Genomic DNA, 17,117 nt, shown 5'->3' on the forward strand with positions numbered 1-17,117 from the left:
CACATCCTCTCCAGGAGCGCTTCCATGTCTTACACCCCGCCGCTTCGCGACCTGCAGTTCGTCATGCACGAGGTGCTCGACGTCGCCTCGACGCTCAAGCAGCTGCCGCGTCACGCCGAGATCGACGCCGACACGATCAACGCCGTCATCGAGGAAGCCGGCAAGTTCGCCGCCGGCGTGGCCGCGCCGATCAACGCCAGCGGCGACGCTGAAGGCTGCACGCTGGACCCCGCGACGCACGCGGTGCGCACGCCCAAGGGTTTCAAGCAGGCCTACGAGCAGTACGTCGAAGGCGGCTGGCCCGCGCTGAGCTGCGACCCGGCCTTCGGCGGCCAGGGCCTGCCGGTGTTGCTGAACCAGTGCCTCTACGAGATGCTGAACTCGGCCAACCAGGCCTGGACGATGTACCCCGGCCTGTCGCACGGCGCCTACGAGTGCCTCAGCGCGCACGGCACCGAGTGGCAGAAGAACACCTTCCTGCCCAAGCTGACCAGCGGCGAGTGGACCGGCACGATGTGCCTGACCGAGCCGCACTGCGGCACCGACCTCGGCATGCTGCGCACCAAGGCCGAGCCGCAGCCCGACGGCACCTACAAGATCACCGGCCAGAAGATCTTCATCTCCGCCGGCGAGCACGACATCACGCCGAACATCGTGCACCTGGTGCTGGCGCGCCTGCCGGACGCGCCGGCCGGCAGCAAGGGCATCTCGCTGTTCGTCGTGCCCAAGTTCCAGGTCGCGGCCGACGGCTCGATCGGCGAGCGCAACGGCATCTACTGCACCGCCGTCGAGCACAAGATGGGCATCCACGGCAACGCCACCTGCCAGCTGTCGCTGGAAGGCGCCGTCGGCACGCTGGTCGGTGAGCCCAACCGCGGCCTGCAGGCGATGTTCGTGATGATGAACGCCGCCCGCCTGGGCGTCGGCTGCCAGGACCTGGGCCTGACCGAGACCGCCTACCAGATGGCCGTGGCCTACGCCAAGGACCGCATCCAGATGCGCAGCCTGACCGGCCCGAAGGCGCCGGACAAGCCGGCCGATCCGATCATCGTGCACCCCGACGTGCGCAAGATGCTGCTGACCGCGCGTGCCTACGCCGAAGGCGGCCGCGCGCTGGCGCTGTACACCGCGCTGCTGCTGGACCGCGAGATCGCCTCCGACGACGAGGACGAACGCGCCGAGTGCGCCGACCTCGTCGCGCTGCTGACGCCGATCGTCAAGGCCTTCATGACCGACAACGCCTGGATCGCCACCTCGCACTGCATGCAGGTCTTCGGCGGCAGCGGCTACATCCGCGGCACCGGCATCGAGCAGTTCGTGCGCGACGCGCGCATCAACATGATCTACGAAGGCACGAACACCGTGCAGTCGCTGGACCTGCTGGGCCGCAAGGTGCTGGGCGACAACGGCAAGAAGCTGAAGAAGTTCGGCAAGATCGTCGCCGAGTTCATCGAGGAGGAAGGCGTCAACGAATCGATGCAGGAGTTCGTCAATCCGCTGGCCGACCTGGGCGACAAGGTGACCAAGCTGACGACCGAGCTCGGCATGAAGGCGATGCGCAACACCGACGAGGTCGGCGCCGCCGCGGTCGACTACCTGCGTGTCTGCGGCCACCTCGTGTTCGCCTACTTCTGGGCGCGCATGGCCAAGGTGGCGCTGGAGAAGCAGGGCTCGGGCGACCCGTTCTACACCGCCAAGCTGCACACCGCGCGCTTCTACTTCGCCAAGCTGCTGCCCGAGACCGCCGGCCTGATCCGCACGGCGCGTTCGGGTTCCGACGCGCTGATGGCGATGGACGAGTCGCTGTTCTGAACCCCGACGGGTCCGCCCGAGTCCCGCGACAACGAAGGAGACAAAGCATGCACAAGCGCAACTGGATCGCTCTCGCACTCGCCGCCGCGTCGTCGGTGGCGATGGCCCAGGCCACGCCGCAAGGCCTGTGGCGCACGATCGACGACGAGACCGGCAAGGAGAAGTCGCTGGTGCGCATCGTCGACAACGGCGGTGTCTTCGGTGGCCGCATCGAGAAGCTGCTCGACCCGGCCAAGCAGGACAGCAAGTGCGACAAGTGCAGCGACGCCCGCAAGGGCCAGCCGGTGCTGGGCATGACCATCCTCGAGAACGTGCGCAAGAACGCCGACGAGGCCTACTGGGACGGCGGCACGATCCTCGACCCGAACAACGGCAAGAGCTACCGCGTGCGCCTGACGCCCAAGGACGGCGGCAAGACGCTCGAGGTGCGCGGCTTCATCGGGCCCTTCTATCGCAACCAGACCTGGCAGCGGGTCGAATGAACACCAACCAGGAGCAATCCGTGAATCGATTCCACGTCCGCAAGGTCGCCGTGCTCGGCGCCGGCGTGATGGGCGCGCAGATCGCCGCCCATCTGGTCAACGTCAACGTGCCGGTCGTGCTGTTCGACCTGCCGGCGAAAGATGGCCCGAAGAACGGCGTCGTGACCAAGGCCGTCGACGGCCTGAAGAAGCTGAAGCCCGCGCCGCTGGGCGTGCCCGAGGACGCCGCGCGCATCGTCCAGGCCAACTACGAGGAGCACCTGCACCTGCTCGCCGAGTGCGACCTCGTCATCGAGGCCATCGCCGAGCGCATGGACTGGAAGCTGGCGCTGTACGAGCGAATCGCCGGCTCGCTGGCGCCGCACGCCATCGTCGCCAGCAACACCTCGGGCCTGTCGATCACCAAGCTCGCCGAGGCGTTGCCGGAAGCGATCCGCCCGCGCTTCTGCGGCATCCACTTCTTCAACCCGCCGCGCTACATGTACCTCGTCGAGCTGATCGCCACCCCGGCGACGCAGCCCGAGGTGCTGGACCAGCTCGAGGCCTTCGTCACCACCGCGGTCGGCAAGGGCGTCGTGCGCGCCAAGGACACGCCGAACTTCATCGCCAACCGCGTCGGCATCGCCGGCATGCTGGCGACGATCCACGAGGCGCAGCAGTTCGGCCTGACGGTCGAGGTCGTCGACGACCTGACCGGCAAGAAGCTCGGCCGCGCCAGCTCGGGCACCTTCCGCACCGCGGACGTGGTCGGCCTGGACACGATGGCGCACGTCATCAAGACGCTGCAGGACAACCTCGCCGACGACCCTTTCTACCCCAGCTACGCCACGCCGCCGGTCCTGAAGGCGCTGATCGACAAGGGCGCGCTGGGGCAGAAGTCGGGCGCCGGCTTCTACCGCAAGGACGGCAAGACCATCCTGCGGCTGGACTTCGCCAGCGGCGAGTACGTGCCCTCGACCGGCAAGGCCGACGAGATCGTCGCGCGCATGCTGAAGAAGGCGCCGGCCGACCGCCTGAAGCTGCTGCGCGAGAGCAGCAACGCGCAGGCGCAGTTCCTGTGGGCCATCCTGCGCGACGCCTTCCACTACGCCGCGGTGCACCTGGAGGCGATCGCCGACAACGCGCGCGACGTCGACTTCGCGATGCGCTGGGGCTTCGGCATGCAGCAGGGCCCGTTCGAGCTCTGGCAGGCCGCCGGCTGGAAGCAGGTCGCGGAATGGGTCAAGGCCGACATCGACGCCGGCAAGGCGCTGTCGTCGGCGCCGCTGCCGGCCTGGGTCTTCGAGGGCCCGGTCGCCGAGGCCGGCGGCGTGCACACCGCCGCCGGGTCGTGGAGCCCGTCGCGCCAGGCCTTCGTGCCGCGCAGCGCGCTGGCGGTCTACGGCCGTCAGCACTTCCCGGAGAACGTGCTCGGCTCGGGCGCCAAGGGCGCGCTCGAATCCGGCACCGAGGTCTTCCGCAATGAAGACGTGCGCGTCTGGACGCTGGACGGCGAGGTGCTGATCCTCAGCATCACCTGCAAGCTGCACCTGATCAGCCAGCAGGTCACCGAGGGCCTGGTGAAGGCCATCGAACTCGCCGAAGCCGGCTACAAGGCGCTGGTGATCTGGTCGCCGGACGACGTGTTCTCGGCCGGCGCCAACCTCGAGTCGATGCTGCCGGTGTTCATGAAGTCCGGCTCCAAGGGCATCGCGCCCGAGGTCAAGAAGCTGCAGGACGCGGTGTTGAAGATGCGCTACGCGCAGGTGCCGGTGGTCGCGGCGATGCGCGGCCTGGCGCTGGGCGGCGGCTGCGAGCTGTCGGTCTACGCCTCGCGCCGTGTCGCGGCGATGGAAACCTACGTCGGCCTCGTCGAGGTCGGCGTCGGCCTGCTGCCGGCGGGCGGCGGGCTGACCTACATCGCGCGCCGCGCCGCGCAGATGGCGGCGGCCGGCAACGCCAACGCCGACATCCTGAAGTTCCTGACCGACGGCTTCACCAACGCCGCGATGGCCAAGGTCGGCACCAGCGCCATCGAGTCGCGCAAGCTCGGCTACCTGATCGACGGTGACGTCATCGTGCCGAACAAGGACGAGCTGCTGTTCGTCGCCACGGCCCAGGCCAAGGCGATGGCCGACAGCGGCTGGCGCCCGCCGGCGAAGGTGGCCTTCCCGGCGGCCGGCCGCAACGCGCTGGCGACGATCAAGGGCCAGCTCGCCAACATGCGCGACGGCGGCTTCATCAGCGCGCACGACTTCCACATCGCGACGCTGATCGCCGAGGTCTGCTGCGGCGGCGACATCGACGCCGGCTCGCTGGTGACCGAGGAGTACCTGATGACGATGGAGCGCGAGCGCTTCTGCTCGCTGCTGGACAACCCCAAGACCCAGGAACGCATCATGGGCATGCTGCAGACCGGCAAGCCGGTGAGGAACTGACCCACCCCCGTAGCGGCTTCGCCGCTCCCCCTCAAGGGGGCGCCGCCAGCGGCCCGGCAGAGCCGGAACCGCGGCGGCCACTTGGTAAAGCAATACGGAGCTTCAAATGAGCAAGCAAGTGCAAGACGCCTACATCGTCGCCGCCACGCGCACCCCGATCGGCAAGTCCGGCCGCGGCTATTTCAAGAACACGCGGCCCGACGACCTGCTCGTCGCCGCGGTGCGCCACGCGCTGTCGCAGGTGCCGTCGCTGGACCCGAAGGCCATCGAGGACGCGGTCATCGGCTGCAGCTTCCCCGAAGGCGAGCAGGGCATGAACATGGCGCGTGCCGCGATGGTGCTCGCCGGCCTGCCGCATTCGGTGGGCGGCGTCACCGTCAACCGCTTCTGCGCCAGCGGCATCACCGCGCTGCAGATGGCCGCCGACCGCATCCGCGTCGGCGAGGCCGACGTGATGATCGCCGGCGGCGCCGAGAGCATGAGCCTGGTGCCGATGGGCGGCAACAAGCCGAGCTTCAACCCCGAGGTCTTCGCCCGCGACGAGAACATCGGCATCGCCTACGGCATGGGCCTGACGGCGGAGAAGGTCGCCCAGCAGTGGAAGGTCGGCCGCGAGGCCCAGGACGCGTTCGCGCTCGAGTCGCACCAGCGTGCGATCCGCGCGATGGACGCCGGCGAGTTCGCCGACGAGATGACCCCGTTCACCGTCGTCGACCGCCAGCCCGATCTCGCCACCGGCCAGGTGATCACGAAGACGCGCACCGTCACGCTCGACGAAGGCGCGCGCCGCGACACCTCGCTCGAAGGCCTGGCCAAGCTGAAGCCGGTGTTCGCCGCCAAGGGCAGCGTCACCGCCGGCAACAGCTCGCAGACCAGCGACGGCGCCGGCGCGCTGATCGTCTGCAGCGAGAAGGCGCTGAGGACCTTCGACCTGAAGCCGCTGGCGCGTTTCGTCAGCTTCGCGGTGCGCGGCGTGCCGCCGGAGATCATGGGCATCGGCCCGATCGAGGCCATCCCGGCGGCACTGCGGGCGGCCGGCATCAGCCAGGACGACCTGGACTGGATCGAGCTGAACGAAGCCTTCGCCGCGCAGTCGCTGGCGGTGATCGATTCGCTGAAGCTCGACCGCGCCAAGGTCAACCCGATGGGCGGCGCGATCGCGCTGGGCCACCCGCTGGGCGCCACCGGCGCGATCCGCGCCGCCACCGTCGTGCACGCGCTGCGCCGCAAGCAGCTCAAGTACGGCATGGTGACGATGTGCATCGGCATGGGGCAGGGCGCCGCCGGTATCCTGGAGCGCTGCTGAAGCCCAAGCCCGCGCCGCGGCGGCCCGGCGCGGGCACCCCAACCCCGGAGGAGACACGCATGAGCATCAAGACCGCCACGCTCGCGGGCGTCGCGACGATCGAGATCGCGCGCCCCGAGAAGAAGAACGCGCTGACGATCGCGATGTACGAGACGATGGCCGCGGCGCTGGAAGCCGCGGTCGCCGACCCGGCCGTGCGCGCGGTGCTGATCACCGGCCAGCCCGGGATCTTCACCTCGGGCAACGACATCGAGGACTTCATGGCGCGGCCGCCGGCCGAGGGCCCCGAGGCGATGGACTCGCCGGTCTTCCGCTTCATGCGCGCGCTGCTGAACTGCGACAAGCCGGTCGTTGCCGCCGTCACCGGCGCGGCCATCGGCATCGGCACGACGATGCTGCTGCACTGCGACTTCGTCTACGTCAGCGACGAGGCGCGGCTGGCGATGCCGTTCACCAGCCTGGGGCTGGTGCCGGAGTTCGCGTCCAGCCTGCTGGTGCCGCAGCTGATGGGCCACGCCCGTGCCGCCGAGAAGCTGCTGCTCGGAGACGCCTTCACGCCCGAGCAGGCGGTGGAGTGCGGCATCGCCAACGCCGTGCTGCCGGCCGGCGAAGTGGTCGCTCACGCGCGCCGCGTCGCGGAGCGTTTCAACGCGTTGCCGCCGGGCGCGGTGCGCGAGAGCAAGCAGCTGCTGCGCGGCCCGACGCGCGCCGCGGTGCTGGAGGCGATGCGCACCGAAGGCGAACGTTTCACGCGCCGGCTGCGCAGCCCCGAGGCGATGGAGGCCTTCCAGGCCTTCTTCCAGAAGCGCAAGCCCGACTTCAGCAAGTTCTGACCCACGGGGCGGCGCCGCGGCGCCCCCCTCGAACCGATTCCCGGTCTGGCACGCGCTTCGCATCGTGTGACCCGACCGAACCGGCGCCCGCGTGGCGCCCTGCCAGGAGTGTTTGCCCGCCGCGAATCCCCGCGTTGACCCCACCGTCCTTCGGAAGGAGCCGACCATGTCCCGTGCCGTGATGCTGATGCTGACCCCGCTGCTGCTGGCCCAGGCCGTGCACACCCGCCAGCGAATGCCCAAGCTGCCCGAGGCCGACGGGGAACGACACGGAAGCTGCGGCGAAGGCCCGCGGCTGCGGCTGCTGATCGCCGGCGACTCGTCGGCGGCCGGTGTCGGCGTGCTGCACCAGCGGGCGGCGCTGGCGCACCCGATGGCCGAACTGATCGCCGAACGCGCCCAGGCGCGGGTCGAATGGCGCCTCGTCGCGCGCTCCGGCATGACGACGGCGCAGACGCTGCACCTGCTGCAGCGCGAGGACCTGCCGAGCTTCGACATCGCCGTCATCGTCACCGGCGTCAACGACATCGTCGACCGCGTGCCGCTGCACCACGCGATCGCCGCGCGCGAGCGTCTGGCCGACTGGCTGCGCGGCGCGCTGCACGTGCGCCACGTCGCCTTCGCCGCGCTGCCGCCGGTGCACCAGTTCCCCGGCCTGCCGCAACCGCTGCGCTGGTGCGCCGGCAGCGAGGCCGTGCGTCACGACCGTGCGCTGGACCGCTGGGCTGCGGCCTACCCCGGCGTGTCCCGGGTCGACATGGGGCTGCAGCTCGAGCCCGAGGTCATGGCCGTCGACGGTTTCCATCCCGGCGAGCCGGCGTACCGCTACTGCGCCGCCGTCATCGCCGAACACGTCGCCGGCCAGGTCTGGCCGGCCATCAGAAAGAAAGAGGAGACGACCGCATGAGCGATACCCGCAGCCTGCAGGGCCGCACGCTGTTCATCACCGGCGCGAGCCGGGGCATCGGCCTGGCGATCGCGCTGCGCGCGGCGCGCGACGGCGCCAACGTCGTGCTCGTCGCCAAGACCAGCGATCCGAACCCCAAGCTGCCCGGCACCGTGCACGAGGCCGCCGAGCAGGTGCGTGCCGCCGGCGGCCAGGCGCTGGCCGTGCCGACCGACATCCGCGACGACGCCGCCGTCGCCGCCGCGGTGGCCGCGGCGGTCGAGCGTTTCGGTGGCATCGACATCCTGGTCAACAACGCCAGCGCGATCAGCCTGACGCCGACCGCGGCGACGCCGATGAAGCGTTTCGACCTGATGTTCGGCGTCAACGTGCGCGGCACCTATGCCTGCACCCAGGCCTGTCTGCCGGCGCTGACCGCCAGCGCCCGCGCCGGCCGCAACCCGCACGTGCTGAACATGAGCCCGCCGCTGTCGATGCGCGAGCACTGGTTCAAGGGCCACGTCGCCTACACGATGGCCAAGTACGGCATGAGCGAATGCACGCTGGGCCATGCCGGCGAGTTCCGCCCGCTGGGCATCGCCGTCAACAGCCTGTGGCCGCGCACCGCGATCGCCACCGCGGCGCTGCAGATGATCCCGGGCGTGGACGTCAAGCTCTGCCGCAAGCCCGAGATCCTGGCCGACGCCGCCTGGTTCATCCTGACCAGCGATGCCCGGGCGACGACCGGCAACTTCTTCATCGACGACGAGCTGCTGGCCGCGAACGGCGTGACCGACCTCGACCCTTACGCCGTCGTCCCGGGGACGAAGAACTTCATCCCCGACTTCTTCATTGATTGAGCCCCCAAGCTCGCATTCGGTCGCTACGCCCGAGGGGCCGGGCCATGTCCGCGCGGCCTGCAAGGCCGTCCGCCGACGCCCCAGAAGACGGGGTCAGGTCTCACGAGACCTGACCCCAGCGGCGCCCCGTGAGACCTGACCCCAGCGGCGCCCGACGCGGCCTGCAAGGCCGTCCGCCGACGCCCCAGAAGACGGGGTCAGGTCTCGTGAGACCTGACCCCAGCGGCGCCCGGCGCGGCCTGAAAGGCCGTCCGCCGACGCCTCAGAAGACGGGGTCAGGTCTCGTGAGACCTGACCCCAGTGGCGCGTGACCCCAGCGGCGGCTGACGGCCCGCCGGTGCGGGCCGCGCCCGGGCGTCTCAGAACAAGCTGCCGACGTTCAGCAGCGTCAGCACGCCCAGCACCGCGAAGATCGCGGCGCTGACGGCGTGCACGACACGCATCGGCACCAGGCGGCTGACGCGGTCGCCGAAGAAGACCGCCGGCACGTTGGCCAGCATCATGCCGAAGGTGGTGCCGGCGACCACCGCCCACAGGTCGCTGAACCGGGCCGCCAGCGCGACGGTGGCGATCTGCGTCTTGTCGCCCATCTCGGCGAGGAAGAACGCGATCACCGTCGTGCCGAAGACGCCGAAGCGCCCGGTGCCGCCCTCGACCTCGTCGGCCTCGTCGGGGATCAGCATCCACACCGCCATCGCGAGGAAGCTGCCGCCGATCACCCAGCGCAGCAGGTCCGGGCCCATCCAGCGTGCGACGGTGTCGCCGACGATGCCGGCCAGCGCGTGGTTGACGAGGGTGGCGACGAGCACGCCGAGGATGATGGGCACCGGGCGCTTGAAACGCGCGGCCAGCAGCATCGCCAGCAACTGCGTCTTGTCGCCCATTTCGCCGAGCGCGACGAGGCCGGTGGAGATCAGGAAGGCTTCCAAGAGACGAATCCGATACGGGCCGGCATGACCGGAGCGTGACCACGCCGCGACCCCGGCCCATTCGGAGGCGGCGCAGTCAGCGGTCTTGCCAGGCTGGGGGCTGTCCGGACCATGGCCCCTGAGGGCCAAGCGTGTTGGCGCGGACCCCTGCCGGGCGGCAGGGCGGCTACTCCCCGATGACGAGTGCGGGCGCGATTCTAGGCGCAAGCCGCGGCGCGGCCGCGAGCTTAAGAGGACCCTAAGACGCCCCCGGCAGCATCCCGTCCCAAGGAGAGCTGCCATGAACCACCCGTCCCGATCCCGCCGATTCCGCCTGCCCTCGCGCGCCGTCGTCGCCACCACCGCGGTCGCCGTTGTCGCCGTGCTCGCCGCCTGCCCGACGCTGGCCGCCCCCAACGACCTGCTCGCGCGCTACGCCGCCGAAGCCGGCCGCGCGCCCGACGCCGCGCGTGGCCAGCAGTGGTACGCCGCGCGCCACGCCAACGACTGGAGCTGCGCGTCCTGCCACGCCGAGCGCCCCACCGCCGAAGGCCGACACGCCAGCACGAACCGCACGATCGCGCCGCTGGCGCCCGCCGCGAACCCGAAGCGCTTCAGCGACGAGGCCAAGGTCGAGAAGTGGTTCCGCCGCAACTGCAAGGACGTGCTCGAACGCGCCTGCACCCCGGCCGAGAAGGCCGACGTGCTGGCCTGGCTGCTGACGCTGAAGTGAGGCCACGATGAAGAAGCTGTTTGCGACCCGCAGCCTCGCGCTGGCCAGTGCCGCACTGCTCGTCGCCGGTCTGGCCGGCGCCGCCGCCGCCTGGGCTCACCGCCACGGCGACGACGAGCACGAACGCCACGAGCGCCGCGACCGCCGCGCCGCCGTCGCCCCGCTGCCGGCCTACGAGCAGGAATGCGGTGGCTCCTGCCACATCGCCTACCCGGCCGGCATGCTGCCGGCGGAGTCCTGGAAGCGCCTGATGGCCGGCCTGGACCAGCACTACGGCAGCGACGCCTCGATCGACGCCGCGACGCAGGCGAGCATCGCCGCCTGGCTGGACGCCAACGCCAGCCGTCGCGCGCGCACCGCGCCGCCCGAGGATCGCATCACGCGCAGCGCCTGGTTCGAGCGCAAGCACGACGAGGTGCGCGCCGCGGTCTGGAAGCGCAAGGCCGTCGGCAGCCCGGCCAACTGCGCCGCCTGCCATCCGCGCGCCGAACAAGGCGATTTCGAAGAAGACGACGTGAAGATCCCGAAATGAACGCTTCCAACGACCGCCAGCGCCGTCTGGTCTGGGACCTGCCGGTGCGCCTGTTCCACGGCCTCATCGTCGTCTGCTTCGCCGGTGCCTGGCTGACGTCAGAGAGCGAGCGCCATGCGCTGCTGCACGAGACGCTGGGCTACACGCTGGCCGGGCTGATCGTCTGGCGCCTGGTCTGGGGCCTGGTGGGCACGCGCCACGCGCGTTTCGGCGACTTCGTCACCGGCCCGGGCGCGGTGCTGCGCTACCTGAAGAACGTCGCCCGGCGCACACCCGAGCACCACGTCGGCCACAACCCGGCCAGCGCGCTGGCGATCGTCGTGCTGCTGGTGACGGGCCTGGTGCTCGGCGCCAGCGGCTGGGCGCTGCAGCAGGACGTCGGCGGCGAATGGGTCGAGGAGCTGCACGAGCTGGCCGCCAACGTCTTCCTGCTGACCGCCATCGGCCACGTCGTCGGCGTGCTGCTGGCCAGCCGCATGACCGGCGAGAACCTGCCGCGCAGCATGGTCGACGGGCTGAAGATCGCGCCGCCGGAGCAGGCCATCCGCTCGTCGTGGCGCAGCGTCGCGGCACTGCTGCTGGCTGCGGTGCTGGGCTTCTGGGTGCTGCAGTGGCGCGATGCCGGCGCCGCGGACGCCGACGCTGCGGTGGCCTCGGCCGGCCACCACGGCCCGGCGCGCCAGGGTGGCGCGCCCGACGGCGACGACGACTGAGCCGGCTCCGCCAGGCTTAGCATCCCCACCATGCGCATCCTGCTCGTCGAAGACGATCCGCTGCTCGGTGACGGCCTGCGCGCCGGGCTCACGCAAGCCGGCTTCCAGGTCGACTGGGTGCGCGACGGCGAGGCCGCGTCGCGCGAGCTGCGCTCGGCGGTGCACGCCGCCGCGGTGCTGGACCTGGGTCTGCCGCGCAAGGACGGCCTGGAGGTGCTGGCCGAGACCCGCCGGGCCGGCGTGCGCCTGCCGGTGCTGGTGCTGACCGCGCGCGACGCCGTCAGCGACCGCGTCATCGGCCTGGACGGCGGCGCCGACGACTACGTCGTCAAGCCGGTGGACCTGGACGAGCTGGCTGCGCGGCTGCGTGCGCTGATCCGTCGCGCCCACGGCCAGACGCAGGACCTGCTGGCCGCCGGCGAGGTCGTGCTCGACCCGGCGGCGCGCACCGTCACGCGCGCCGGCGAGCCGGTCGTGCTGTCGCAGCGCGAGTTCGACCTGCTGCACGCGCTGATGCTCAACGCCGGGCGCGTGCTGACGCGCGAGCAGCTCGAGCAGCATCTGTACCGCTGGGGCCGCGAGGTCGAGAGCAACGCCGTCGAGGTGCACGTGCACCACCTGCGGCGCAAGCTCGGCGCCGAGCTCGTGCAGACGGTGCGCGGCGTCGGCTACCTGCTGCCCGGCGAATGAAGCGCCTCGTGCCGCGTTCGCTGCAGGGCCGGCTGCTGCTGCTGGTGCTCGGCCTGGTGGCCGTGCTCTGGCTGGCGACGCTGGCCATCACCTTCCGCGACACGCGGCGCGAACTGAGCGAACTGCTCGACGCCCACCTGGCGCAGGCCGCGACGCTGCTCGTCGCCCAGCAGGTGCGCACGATCGAGGACGCGGACGACGACGATGACGACGACGACCATCGCGACCGCGCCGCCGAGCAGCGCCGGCGCGAAGCGCGCGACGCCGCGCACGCCGCGCGTCACGCCGCCAAACGCGAGGCCAGGCGCCAGCGCCACGACCACGAGGACGACGACCGTTTCGGCATCGCCGCGCTGCGCCACTATTCGCCGCGCGTGGCCTTCCAGGTCTGGCACGAAGGGCGGCTGGTGCAGCGTTCGGCCAACGCGCCCGAGGCCCGGCTCGACGGTCTGGGGCCGGGCGGGCGGCCGCTGCGCCAGGACCGCGACGGTTTCGGCCTGGTGCGCATCGACGGCGAGGTCTGGCGCCTGTTCAGCGCCCGCGGCGCCGAGCGCGACGTGCAGGTCTTCGTCGCCGAGCACCTGGACTCGCGCCGCTCGATCCTCGGCGCGCTGCTGTGGGGCACGCTGTGGCCGCTGGCGCTGGGCCTGCCGTTGCTCGGCCTGGGCGTCTGGTGGGCGGTGCGTGCCGGCACCGCGCCGCTGCGCCGCCTGGGCGCGACGCTGGCTGAACGCGAGCCGCAGGCGCTGCAGCCGGTCGAGGTGGCCGACGCGCCCAGCGAGATGCGCCCGATGCTCGACGAGCTCAACAGCCTGTTCGAGCGCATCGCGCGCATGGTCGAGACCGAGCGCCGTTTCACCGCCGACGCCGCGCACGAGTTGCGCACGCCGATCGCCGCGATCCGCACCCAGGCCCAGGTGGCGCTGGGCGAGGCCGACGGCGAACGCCGCCGCCACGCGCTGCAATCGACGATCGAAGGCTGCGACCGCGCCGTGCGCCTCGTCGAGCAGCTGCTGACGCTGGCCCGGCTGGACGCCGGCGGCCAGGCGCCGGCCGTGGCGCCGGTGGCGCTGGACGCGGTCGCGCGGCGCGTGGCCGCCGCGCTGGCGCCGCAGGCGCTGGCGCGCCGTCAGCAGCTTGAGCTGGACGCCGACGGCGATCTGCGTGTCGACGGCGTCGAGGCGCTGCTGTCGGTGCTGATCCGCAACCTCGTCGAGAACGCGCTGCGCTACAGCCCGGCCGGCGCGACGGTGCGTGCCACGGTCGCGCGCCACGGCAGCACCGTCGTGCTGACCGTCGAGGACAGCGGCCCCGGCATGGCCGAGGCCGACATCGCGCGCCTGGGCGAACGATTCTTCCGTGTGCTCGGCCAGGAGGCCAGCGGCAGCGGCCTGGGCTGGTCCATCGTGCGGCGCATCGTCGCGCTGCACCACGCGCAGTGCGAAGTCACGCGTTCGGCCACGCTCGGCGGGCTGGCGGTGAGGGTGTTGCTGCCGGCGTGATGCCGTCCCCGGCGCCCGCCAGGCGGCCGGAGGGCCACGGTCAGCGGGGGATCGTGCGCGGCTTGCCGTCGTCGGTGATCGCGACGTAGGTCAGGTTGGCCTCGGTCACCTTGACGATCTGCGGGTCGGCCGGGTTGCGCTCGGCCCAGACCTGCACGTGCACGGTGACCGAGGTGTTGCCGATGCGCTCGACGTGGGCATAGAAGCTCAGCAGGTCGCCGATCGACACCGGCTGCTTGAAGACGAACTGGTTGACGGCCACCGTCGCGATGCGGCCGCGCGCCACGCGCGCCGGCAGCACGGCGCCGGCCAGATCCACCTGCGCCATGATCCAGCCGCCGAACACGTCGCCGTTGGCGTTGGCGTCGGCGGGCATCGGCATCACGCGCATCACGAGTTCGGCACCGTCGGGCAGCGTGGCCGGGGGCATGTGCGGGACGGCCGAGGCTGCGGGGGCGTTCATACGGGACAGGCTCCAGGAAAGACGACGGCCGGCATTGTGGCCTGCCGGGCCGCGGCCGGCGCCGCGCCGGCTGCGCGGCGACAATCCCGGCCCATGCGTTCCGCCTCCCGTTCCATGCGAGCTCCCCCGGCGCCGGCCGCCGAACCGGGCGCGCCGCGCTCGGACTGGCGGACGCTCGCGCGCCTGCTGCCCTTCCTCTGGGTCTACCGCTGGCGGGTGTCGATCGCGCTGGCCTGCCTGGTCGCGGCCAAGGTCGCCAACGTCGGCGTGCCGGTGCTGCTGAAGGAGCTGGTCGACGCGATGTCGATCAAGCCCGGCGACACGATGGCGCTGCTGGCCGTGCCGGTCGGGCTGATCGTCGCCTACGGCGCGCTGCGCCTGTCGACCTCGGTGTTCACCGAGCTGCGCGAGCTGATCTTCGCGCGCGCCACCGAAGGCGCCTCGCGCAGCATCTCGCTGAAGGTGTTCCGCCACCTGCATGCGCTGTCGATGCGTTTCCACCTGGAGCGCCAGACCGGCGGCATGACACGCGACATCGAGCGCGGCACGCGCGCCGTGCAGGCGCTGATCTCGTACTCGCTCTACAGCATCCTGCCGACGCTGATCGAGGTCGGCCTGGTGCTTGGCCTGCTGGCGCTGAAGTTCGACGCGCTGTTCGCCTGGATCACCGCCGGCGCGCTGCTTTTCTACATCGTCTTCACGATCGTCGTCACCGAGTGGCGCACGCAGTTCCGCCGCCAGATGAACGAGCTGGACTCGAGCGCGCACTCGCGCGCCGTCGACGCGCTGCTGAACTACGAGACCGTCAAGTACTTCAACAACGAGGAGTTCGAGGCCCGGCGCTACGACGAGAGCCTGGAGCGGCTGCAGCGCGCCAAGATCAAGAGCCAGGGCACGCTGAGCCTGCTCAACACCGGGCAGCAGCTGATCATCGCCGCGGCGCTGGTGGGCATCCTGTGGCGCGCCACCGCCGGCGTCGCCGAGGGCCGGCTGACGCTGGGCGACCTGGTGATGATCAACGCCTTCATGATCCAGCTGTACATCCCGCTGAACTTCCTCGGCGTGATCTACCGCGAGATCAAGCAGGCGCTGACCGACCTGGACAAGATGTTCAACCTGCTCGAGCGCGAGCGCGAGGTCGCCGACGCGCCCGGTGCCGCCGAGCTGAAGGTCGCCACCGGCACGGTGCGCTTCGAGGGCGTGGACTTCGCCTACGACCCGGCGCGGCCGATCCTGCACGGCGTCAGCTTCGAGATCCCGGCCGGGTGCACGGTGGCCGTGGTCGGCGCCTCGGGCGCCGGCAAGTCGACGCTGGCGCGGCTGCTCTACCGCTTCTACGACGTCTCGGGCGGCCGCATCACGATCGACGGTCAGGACATCCGCGCCGTCACGCAGGAAAGCCTGCGCCGCGCGATCGGCATCGTCCCGCAGGACACGGTGCTGTTCAACGACACGGTCGAGTTCAACATCGCCTACGGCCGCCCCGGCGCCACGCGCGAGGAGGTCGAGGCGGCGGCGAGGTCGGCGCACATCCACGATTTCATCGCCGCCACGCCCAAGGGCTACGAGACGATGGTCGGCGAGCGCGGGCTGAAGCTCTCCGGCGGCGAGAAGCAGCGTGTGGCGATCGCGCGCACGCTGCTGAAGAACCCGCCGATCCTGATCTTCGACGAGGCGACCTCGGCGCTGGACTCGGCCAACGAACGTGCGATCCAGGCCGAGCTGAAGAGCGCGGCCCAGGGCAAGACCGCGCTGGTCATCGCCCACCGCCTGTCGACGGTGGTCGACGCGCACGAGATCGTCGTGCTCGACCACGGCCGCGTCGTCGAGCGCGGCGCCCACGCCGAGCTGCTGGCGCGCGACGGCCGCTACGCCGAGATGTGGCGGCTGCAGCAGGCCGCGCGCGACGATGCCGGCGAGCCGGCCGGCGCCTGACGCCGCACTGCATACACTGGCCCGATGGAAACCAAGTGGCTCGAGGACTTCGTGAGCCTCGCCGAGACCCGCAGCTTCTCGCGTTCGGCGCAGCTGCGCCACGTCACGCAGCCGGCGTTCTCGCGCCGCATCCAGGCGCTGGAGGCCTGGGCCGGCATCGACCTCGTCGACCGTTCGTCGTACCCGACGCGGCTCACGCCCGCCGGCGAGACCTTCCACGCCCAGTCGCTGGAGATCCTGGGTTCGCTGGCCTCGGCGCGCAACATGATGCGCTCGTACCAGGCCGCGGGCCTGGACATGATCGAGTTCGCGGCGCCGCACACGCTGGCCTTCACCTTCTTCCCGCACTGGCTGATGGACCTGCGCCAGCGCTTCGGCAACATCAAGAGCCGGCTCACCGGGCTGAACGTGCACGATGCGGTGCTGCGCCTGACCGAAGGCGGTTGCGACCTGCTGATCGCCTACCACCACCCGTCGCAGCCGCTGCAGCTGTCCACCGACCGCTACGAGATGCTGAGCCTGGGCACCGAGACCCTGGCCGCCTACGCCAAGCCCGACGCCGACGGCCAGCCGCTGTTCCGCCTGCCCGGCCACGAGCGTGTGCCCTGGCTGAACTACGCCTCGGGCGCCTACATGGCGCGCCTCGTCGAGCTGATCCTCAAGCAGGCGCCGGTGCCGGCGCAGCTCGAGCCGATCTACGTCACCGACATGGCCGAGGGCCTGAAGGCGATGGCGCTCGAAGGCCACGGCCTGGCCTTCCTGCCGGCCAGTTCGGTGCACAAGGAGCTCGAGGCGCGGCGCCTGGTGCCGGCGGCGGCGCCCGGCAGCTTCGAGCTGACGATGGACGTGCGCATCTACCGCGAACGTCCCGAGTTCGCCCGCCATCCCAAGCCCGGCGTGCAGGCCTTGTGGGACTTCCTGCAGCGAGGCTGAAGCGCGACGATCGGGGGGCACGGTGGCCCGATTCATGCATTCCACGGGGTTGCACGCTTCGTTCGTCCGTGTGCTATCCCTAAAATGAGCGATTCCGCCTTTCCCCTGCTTC

The 17,117-nt window shown here is 71.1% G+C and carries 16 protein-coding genes and 1 riboswitch; of the genes, 14 read left to right on the plus strand and 2 right to left on the minus strand.

Features of this window, described 5'->3' with window-relative positions; translation table 11 throughout:
• Positions 1 to 24 precede the first annotated feature (24 nt).
• The 7 genes from LOC65_RS18030 to LOC65_RS18060 all read left to right on the plus strand — a co-directional run bounded on the left by LOC65_RS18030 (position 25) and on the right by LOC65_RS18060 (position 8,596).
• Positions 25 to 1,812 (plus strand): acyl-CoA dehydrogenase C-terminal domain-containing protein, encoded by a 1,788-nt coding sequence (locus tag LOC65_RS18030; RefSeq protein WP_230248564.1) that lies wholly within the window; start codon positions 25 to 27, stop codon positions 1,810 to 1,812.
• A 47-nt stretch (positions 1,813 to 1,859) separates the two neighbouring features.
• Positions 1,860 to 2,294: a DUF2147 domain-containing protein gene (locus tag LOC65_RS18035; protein ID WP_230248565.1), complete on the plus strand. Its 435-nt coding sequence runs from the start codon at positions 1,860 to 1,862 to the stop codon at positions 2,292 to 2,294.
• A 20-nt stretch (positions 2,295 to 2,314) separates the two neighbouring features.
• Complete coding sequence (locus tag LOC65_RS18040; RefSeq protein WP_230248566.1) at positions 2,315 to 4,711, plus strand: 3-hydroxyacyl-CoA dehydrogenase/enoyl-CoA hydratase family protein; 2,397 nt, start codon at positions 2,315 to 2,317, stop codon at positions 4,709 to 4,711.
• Between the two features lie 106 nt (positions 4,712 to 4,817).
• Positions 4,818 to 6,017, plus strand: a complete 1,200-nt coding sequence (locus LOC65_RS18045; protein ID WP_230248567.1) for an acetyl-CoA C-acyltransferase — start codon at positions 4,818 to 4,820, stop codon at positions 6,015 to 6,017.
• A gap of 59 nt (positions 6,018 to 6,076) precedes the next feature.
• The gene (locus LOC65_RS18050) at positions 6,077 to 6,850 is read left to right on the plus strand and encodes an enoyl-CoA hydratase (RefSeq protein WP_164963393.1); all 774 of its coding nucleotides are present in this window, start codon (positions 6,077 to 6,079) and stop codon (positions 6,848 to 6,850) included.
• 166 nt (positions 6,851 to 7,016) lie between these two features.
• Positions 7,017 to 7,757: an SGNH/GDSL hydrolase family protein gene (locus LOC65_RS18055; RefSeq protein ID WP_230248568.1), complete on the plus strand. Its 741-nt coding sequence runs from the start codon at positions 7,017 to 7,019 to the stop codon at positions 7,755 to 7,757.
• Positions 7,754 to 8,596: an NAD(P)-dependent oxidoreductase gene (locus LOC65_RS18060; RefSeq protein WP_009858346.1), complete on the plus strand. Its 843-nt coding sequence runs from the start codon at positions 7,754 to 7,756 to the stop codon at positions 8,594 to 8,596. The genes LOC65_RS18055 and LOC65_RS18060 overlap by 4 nt, the downstream gene beginning before the upstream one ends.
• Positions 8,597 to 8,955: 359 nt before the next feature.
• On the opposite strand, the gene LOC65_RS18065 is transcribed toward LOC65_RS18060, so the two are convergent.
• Positions 8,956 to 9,525 carry a TMEM165/GDT1 family protein gene (locus LOC65_RS18065; RefSeq protein ID WP_009858347.1) on the minus strand — a complete coding sequence of 190 codons (570 nt, stop codon included), beginning with the start codon at positions 9,523 to 9,525 and terminating at the stop codon, positions 8,956 to 8,958.
• 6 nt (positions 9,526 to 9,531) lie between these two features.
• A riboswitch (yybP-ykoY riboswitch) is annotated at positions 9,532 to 9,712 on the minus strand.
• 93 nt (positions 9,713 to 9,805) lie between these two features.
• Here LOC65_RS18065 and LOC65_RS18070 point away from each other — a divergent pair.
• The 5 genes from LOC65_RS18070 to LOC65_RS18090 are packed head-to-tail and all read left to right on the plus strand — an operon-like array spanning position 9,806 to position 13,674.
• Entirely contained in the window at positions 9,806 to 10,237 is a 432-nt protein-coding gene (locus tag LOC65_RS18070) for a DUF1924 domain-containing protein (RefSeq protein WP_009858348.1), read from the plus strand.
• Between the two features lie 7 nt (positions 10,238 to 10,244).
• A complete protein-coding gene (locus LOC65_RS18075) occupies positions 10,245 to 10,769 on the plus strand; it encodes a diheme cytochrome c (protein ID WP_009858349.1) in 525 nt (174 codons plus the stop codon).
• Positions 10,766 to 11,482 carry a cytochrome b/b6 domain-containing protein gene (locus tag LOC65_RS18080; protein ID WP_230248570.1) on the plus strand — a complete coding sequence of 239 codons (717 nt, stop codon included), beginning with the start codon at positions 10,766 to 10,768 and terminating at the stop codon, positions 11,480 to 11,482. Before LOC65_RS18075 ends, LOC65_RS18080 begins: the two co-directional genes overlap by 4 nt.
• A gap of 30 nt (positions 11,483 to 11,512) precedes the next feature.
• The gene (locus tag LOC65_RS18085; RefSeq protein ID WP_164963387.1) at positions 11,513 to 12,172 is read left to right on the plus strand and encodes a winged helix-turn-helix domain-containing protein; all 660 of its coding nucleotides are present in this window, start codon (positions 11,513 to 11,515) and stop codon (positions 12,170 to 12,172) included.
• The gene (locus LOC65_RS18090) at positions 12,169 to 13,674 is read left to right on the plus strand and encodes an ATP-binding protein (RefSeq protein ID WP_230248572.1); all 1,506 of its coding nucleotides are present in this window, start codon (positions 12,169 to 12,171) and stop codon (positions 13,672 to 13,674) included. The genes LOC65_RS18085 and LOC65_RS18090 overlap by 4 nt, the downstream gene beginning before the upstream one ends.
• A 40-nt stretch (positions 13,675 to 13,714) precedes the next feature.
• Here LOC65_RS18090 and LOC65_RS18095 read toward each other — a convergent pair whose 3' ends face one another.
• Complete coding sequence (locus LOC65_RS18095) at positions 13,715 to 14,137, minus strand: acyl-CoA thioesterase (RefSeq protein WP_009858353.1); 423 nt, start codon at positions 14,135 to 14,137, stop codon at positions 13,715 to 13,717.
• Between the two features lie 93 nt (positions 14,138 to 14,230).
• Between LOC65_RS18095 and LOC65_RS18100 the strand changes: the two genes are divergently transcribed.
• Together LOC65_RS18100 and LOC65_RS18105 are read left to right on the plus strand one after the other, a co-directional pair.
• Entirely contained in the window at positions 14,231 to 16,072 is a 1,842-nt protein-coding gene (locus tag LOC65_RS18100; RefSeq protein ID WP_310736946.1) for an ABC transporter ATP-binding protein/permease, read from the plus strand.
• Positions 16,073 to 16,096: 24 nt separating this feature from the next.
• Positions 16,097 to 17,005, plus strand: coding sequence for a LysR family transcriptional regulator (locus tag LOC65_RS18105; protein WP_009858355.1), 909 nt, complete (start codon positions 16,097 to 16,099; stop codon positions 17,003 to 17,005).
• Positions 17,006 to 17,117 lie beyond the last annotated feature (112 nt).

Origin of the sequence: Rubrivivax sp. JA1055 (assembly GCF_020966565.1) — a bacterium.
In the GTDB taxonomy this organism is placed as follows: domain Bacteria; phylum Pseudomonadota; class Gammaproteobacteria; order Burkholderiales; family Burkholderiaceae_C; genus Rubrivivax; species Rubrivivax benzoatilyticus.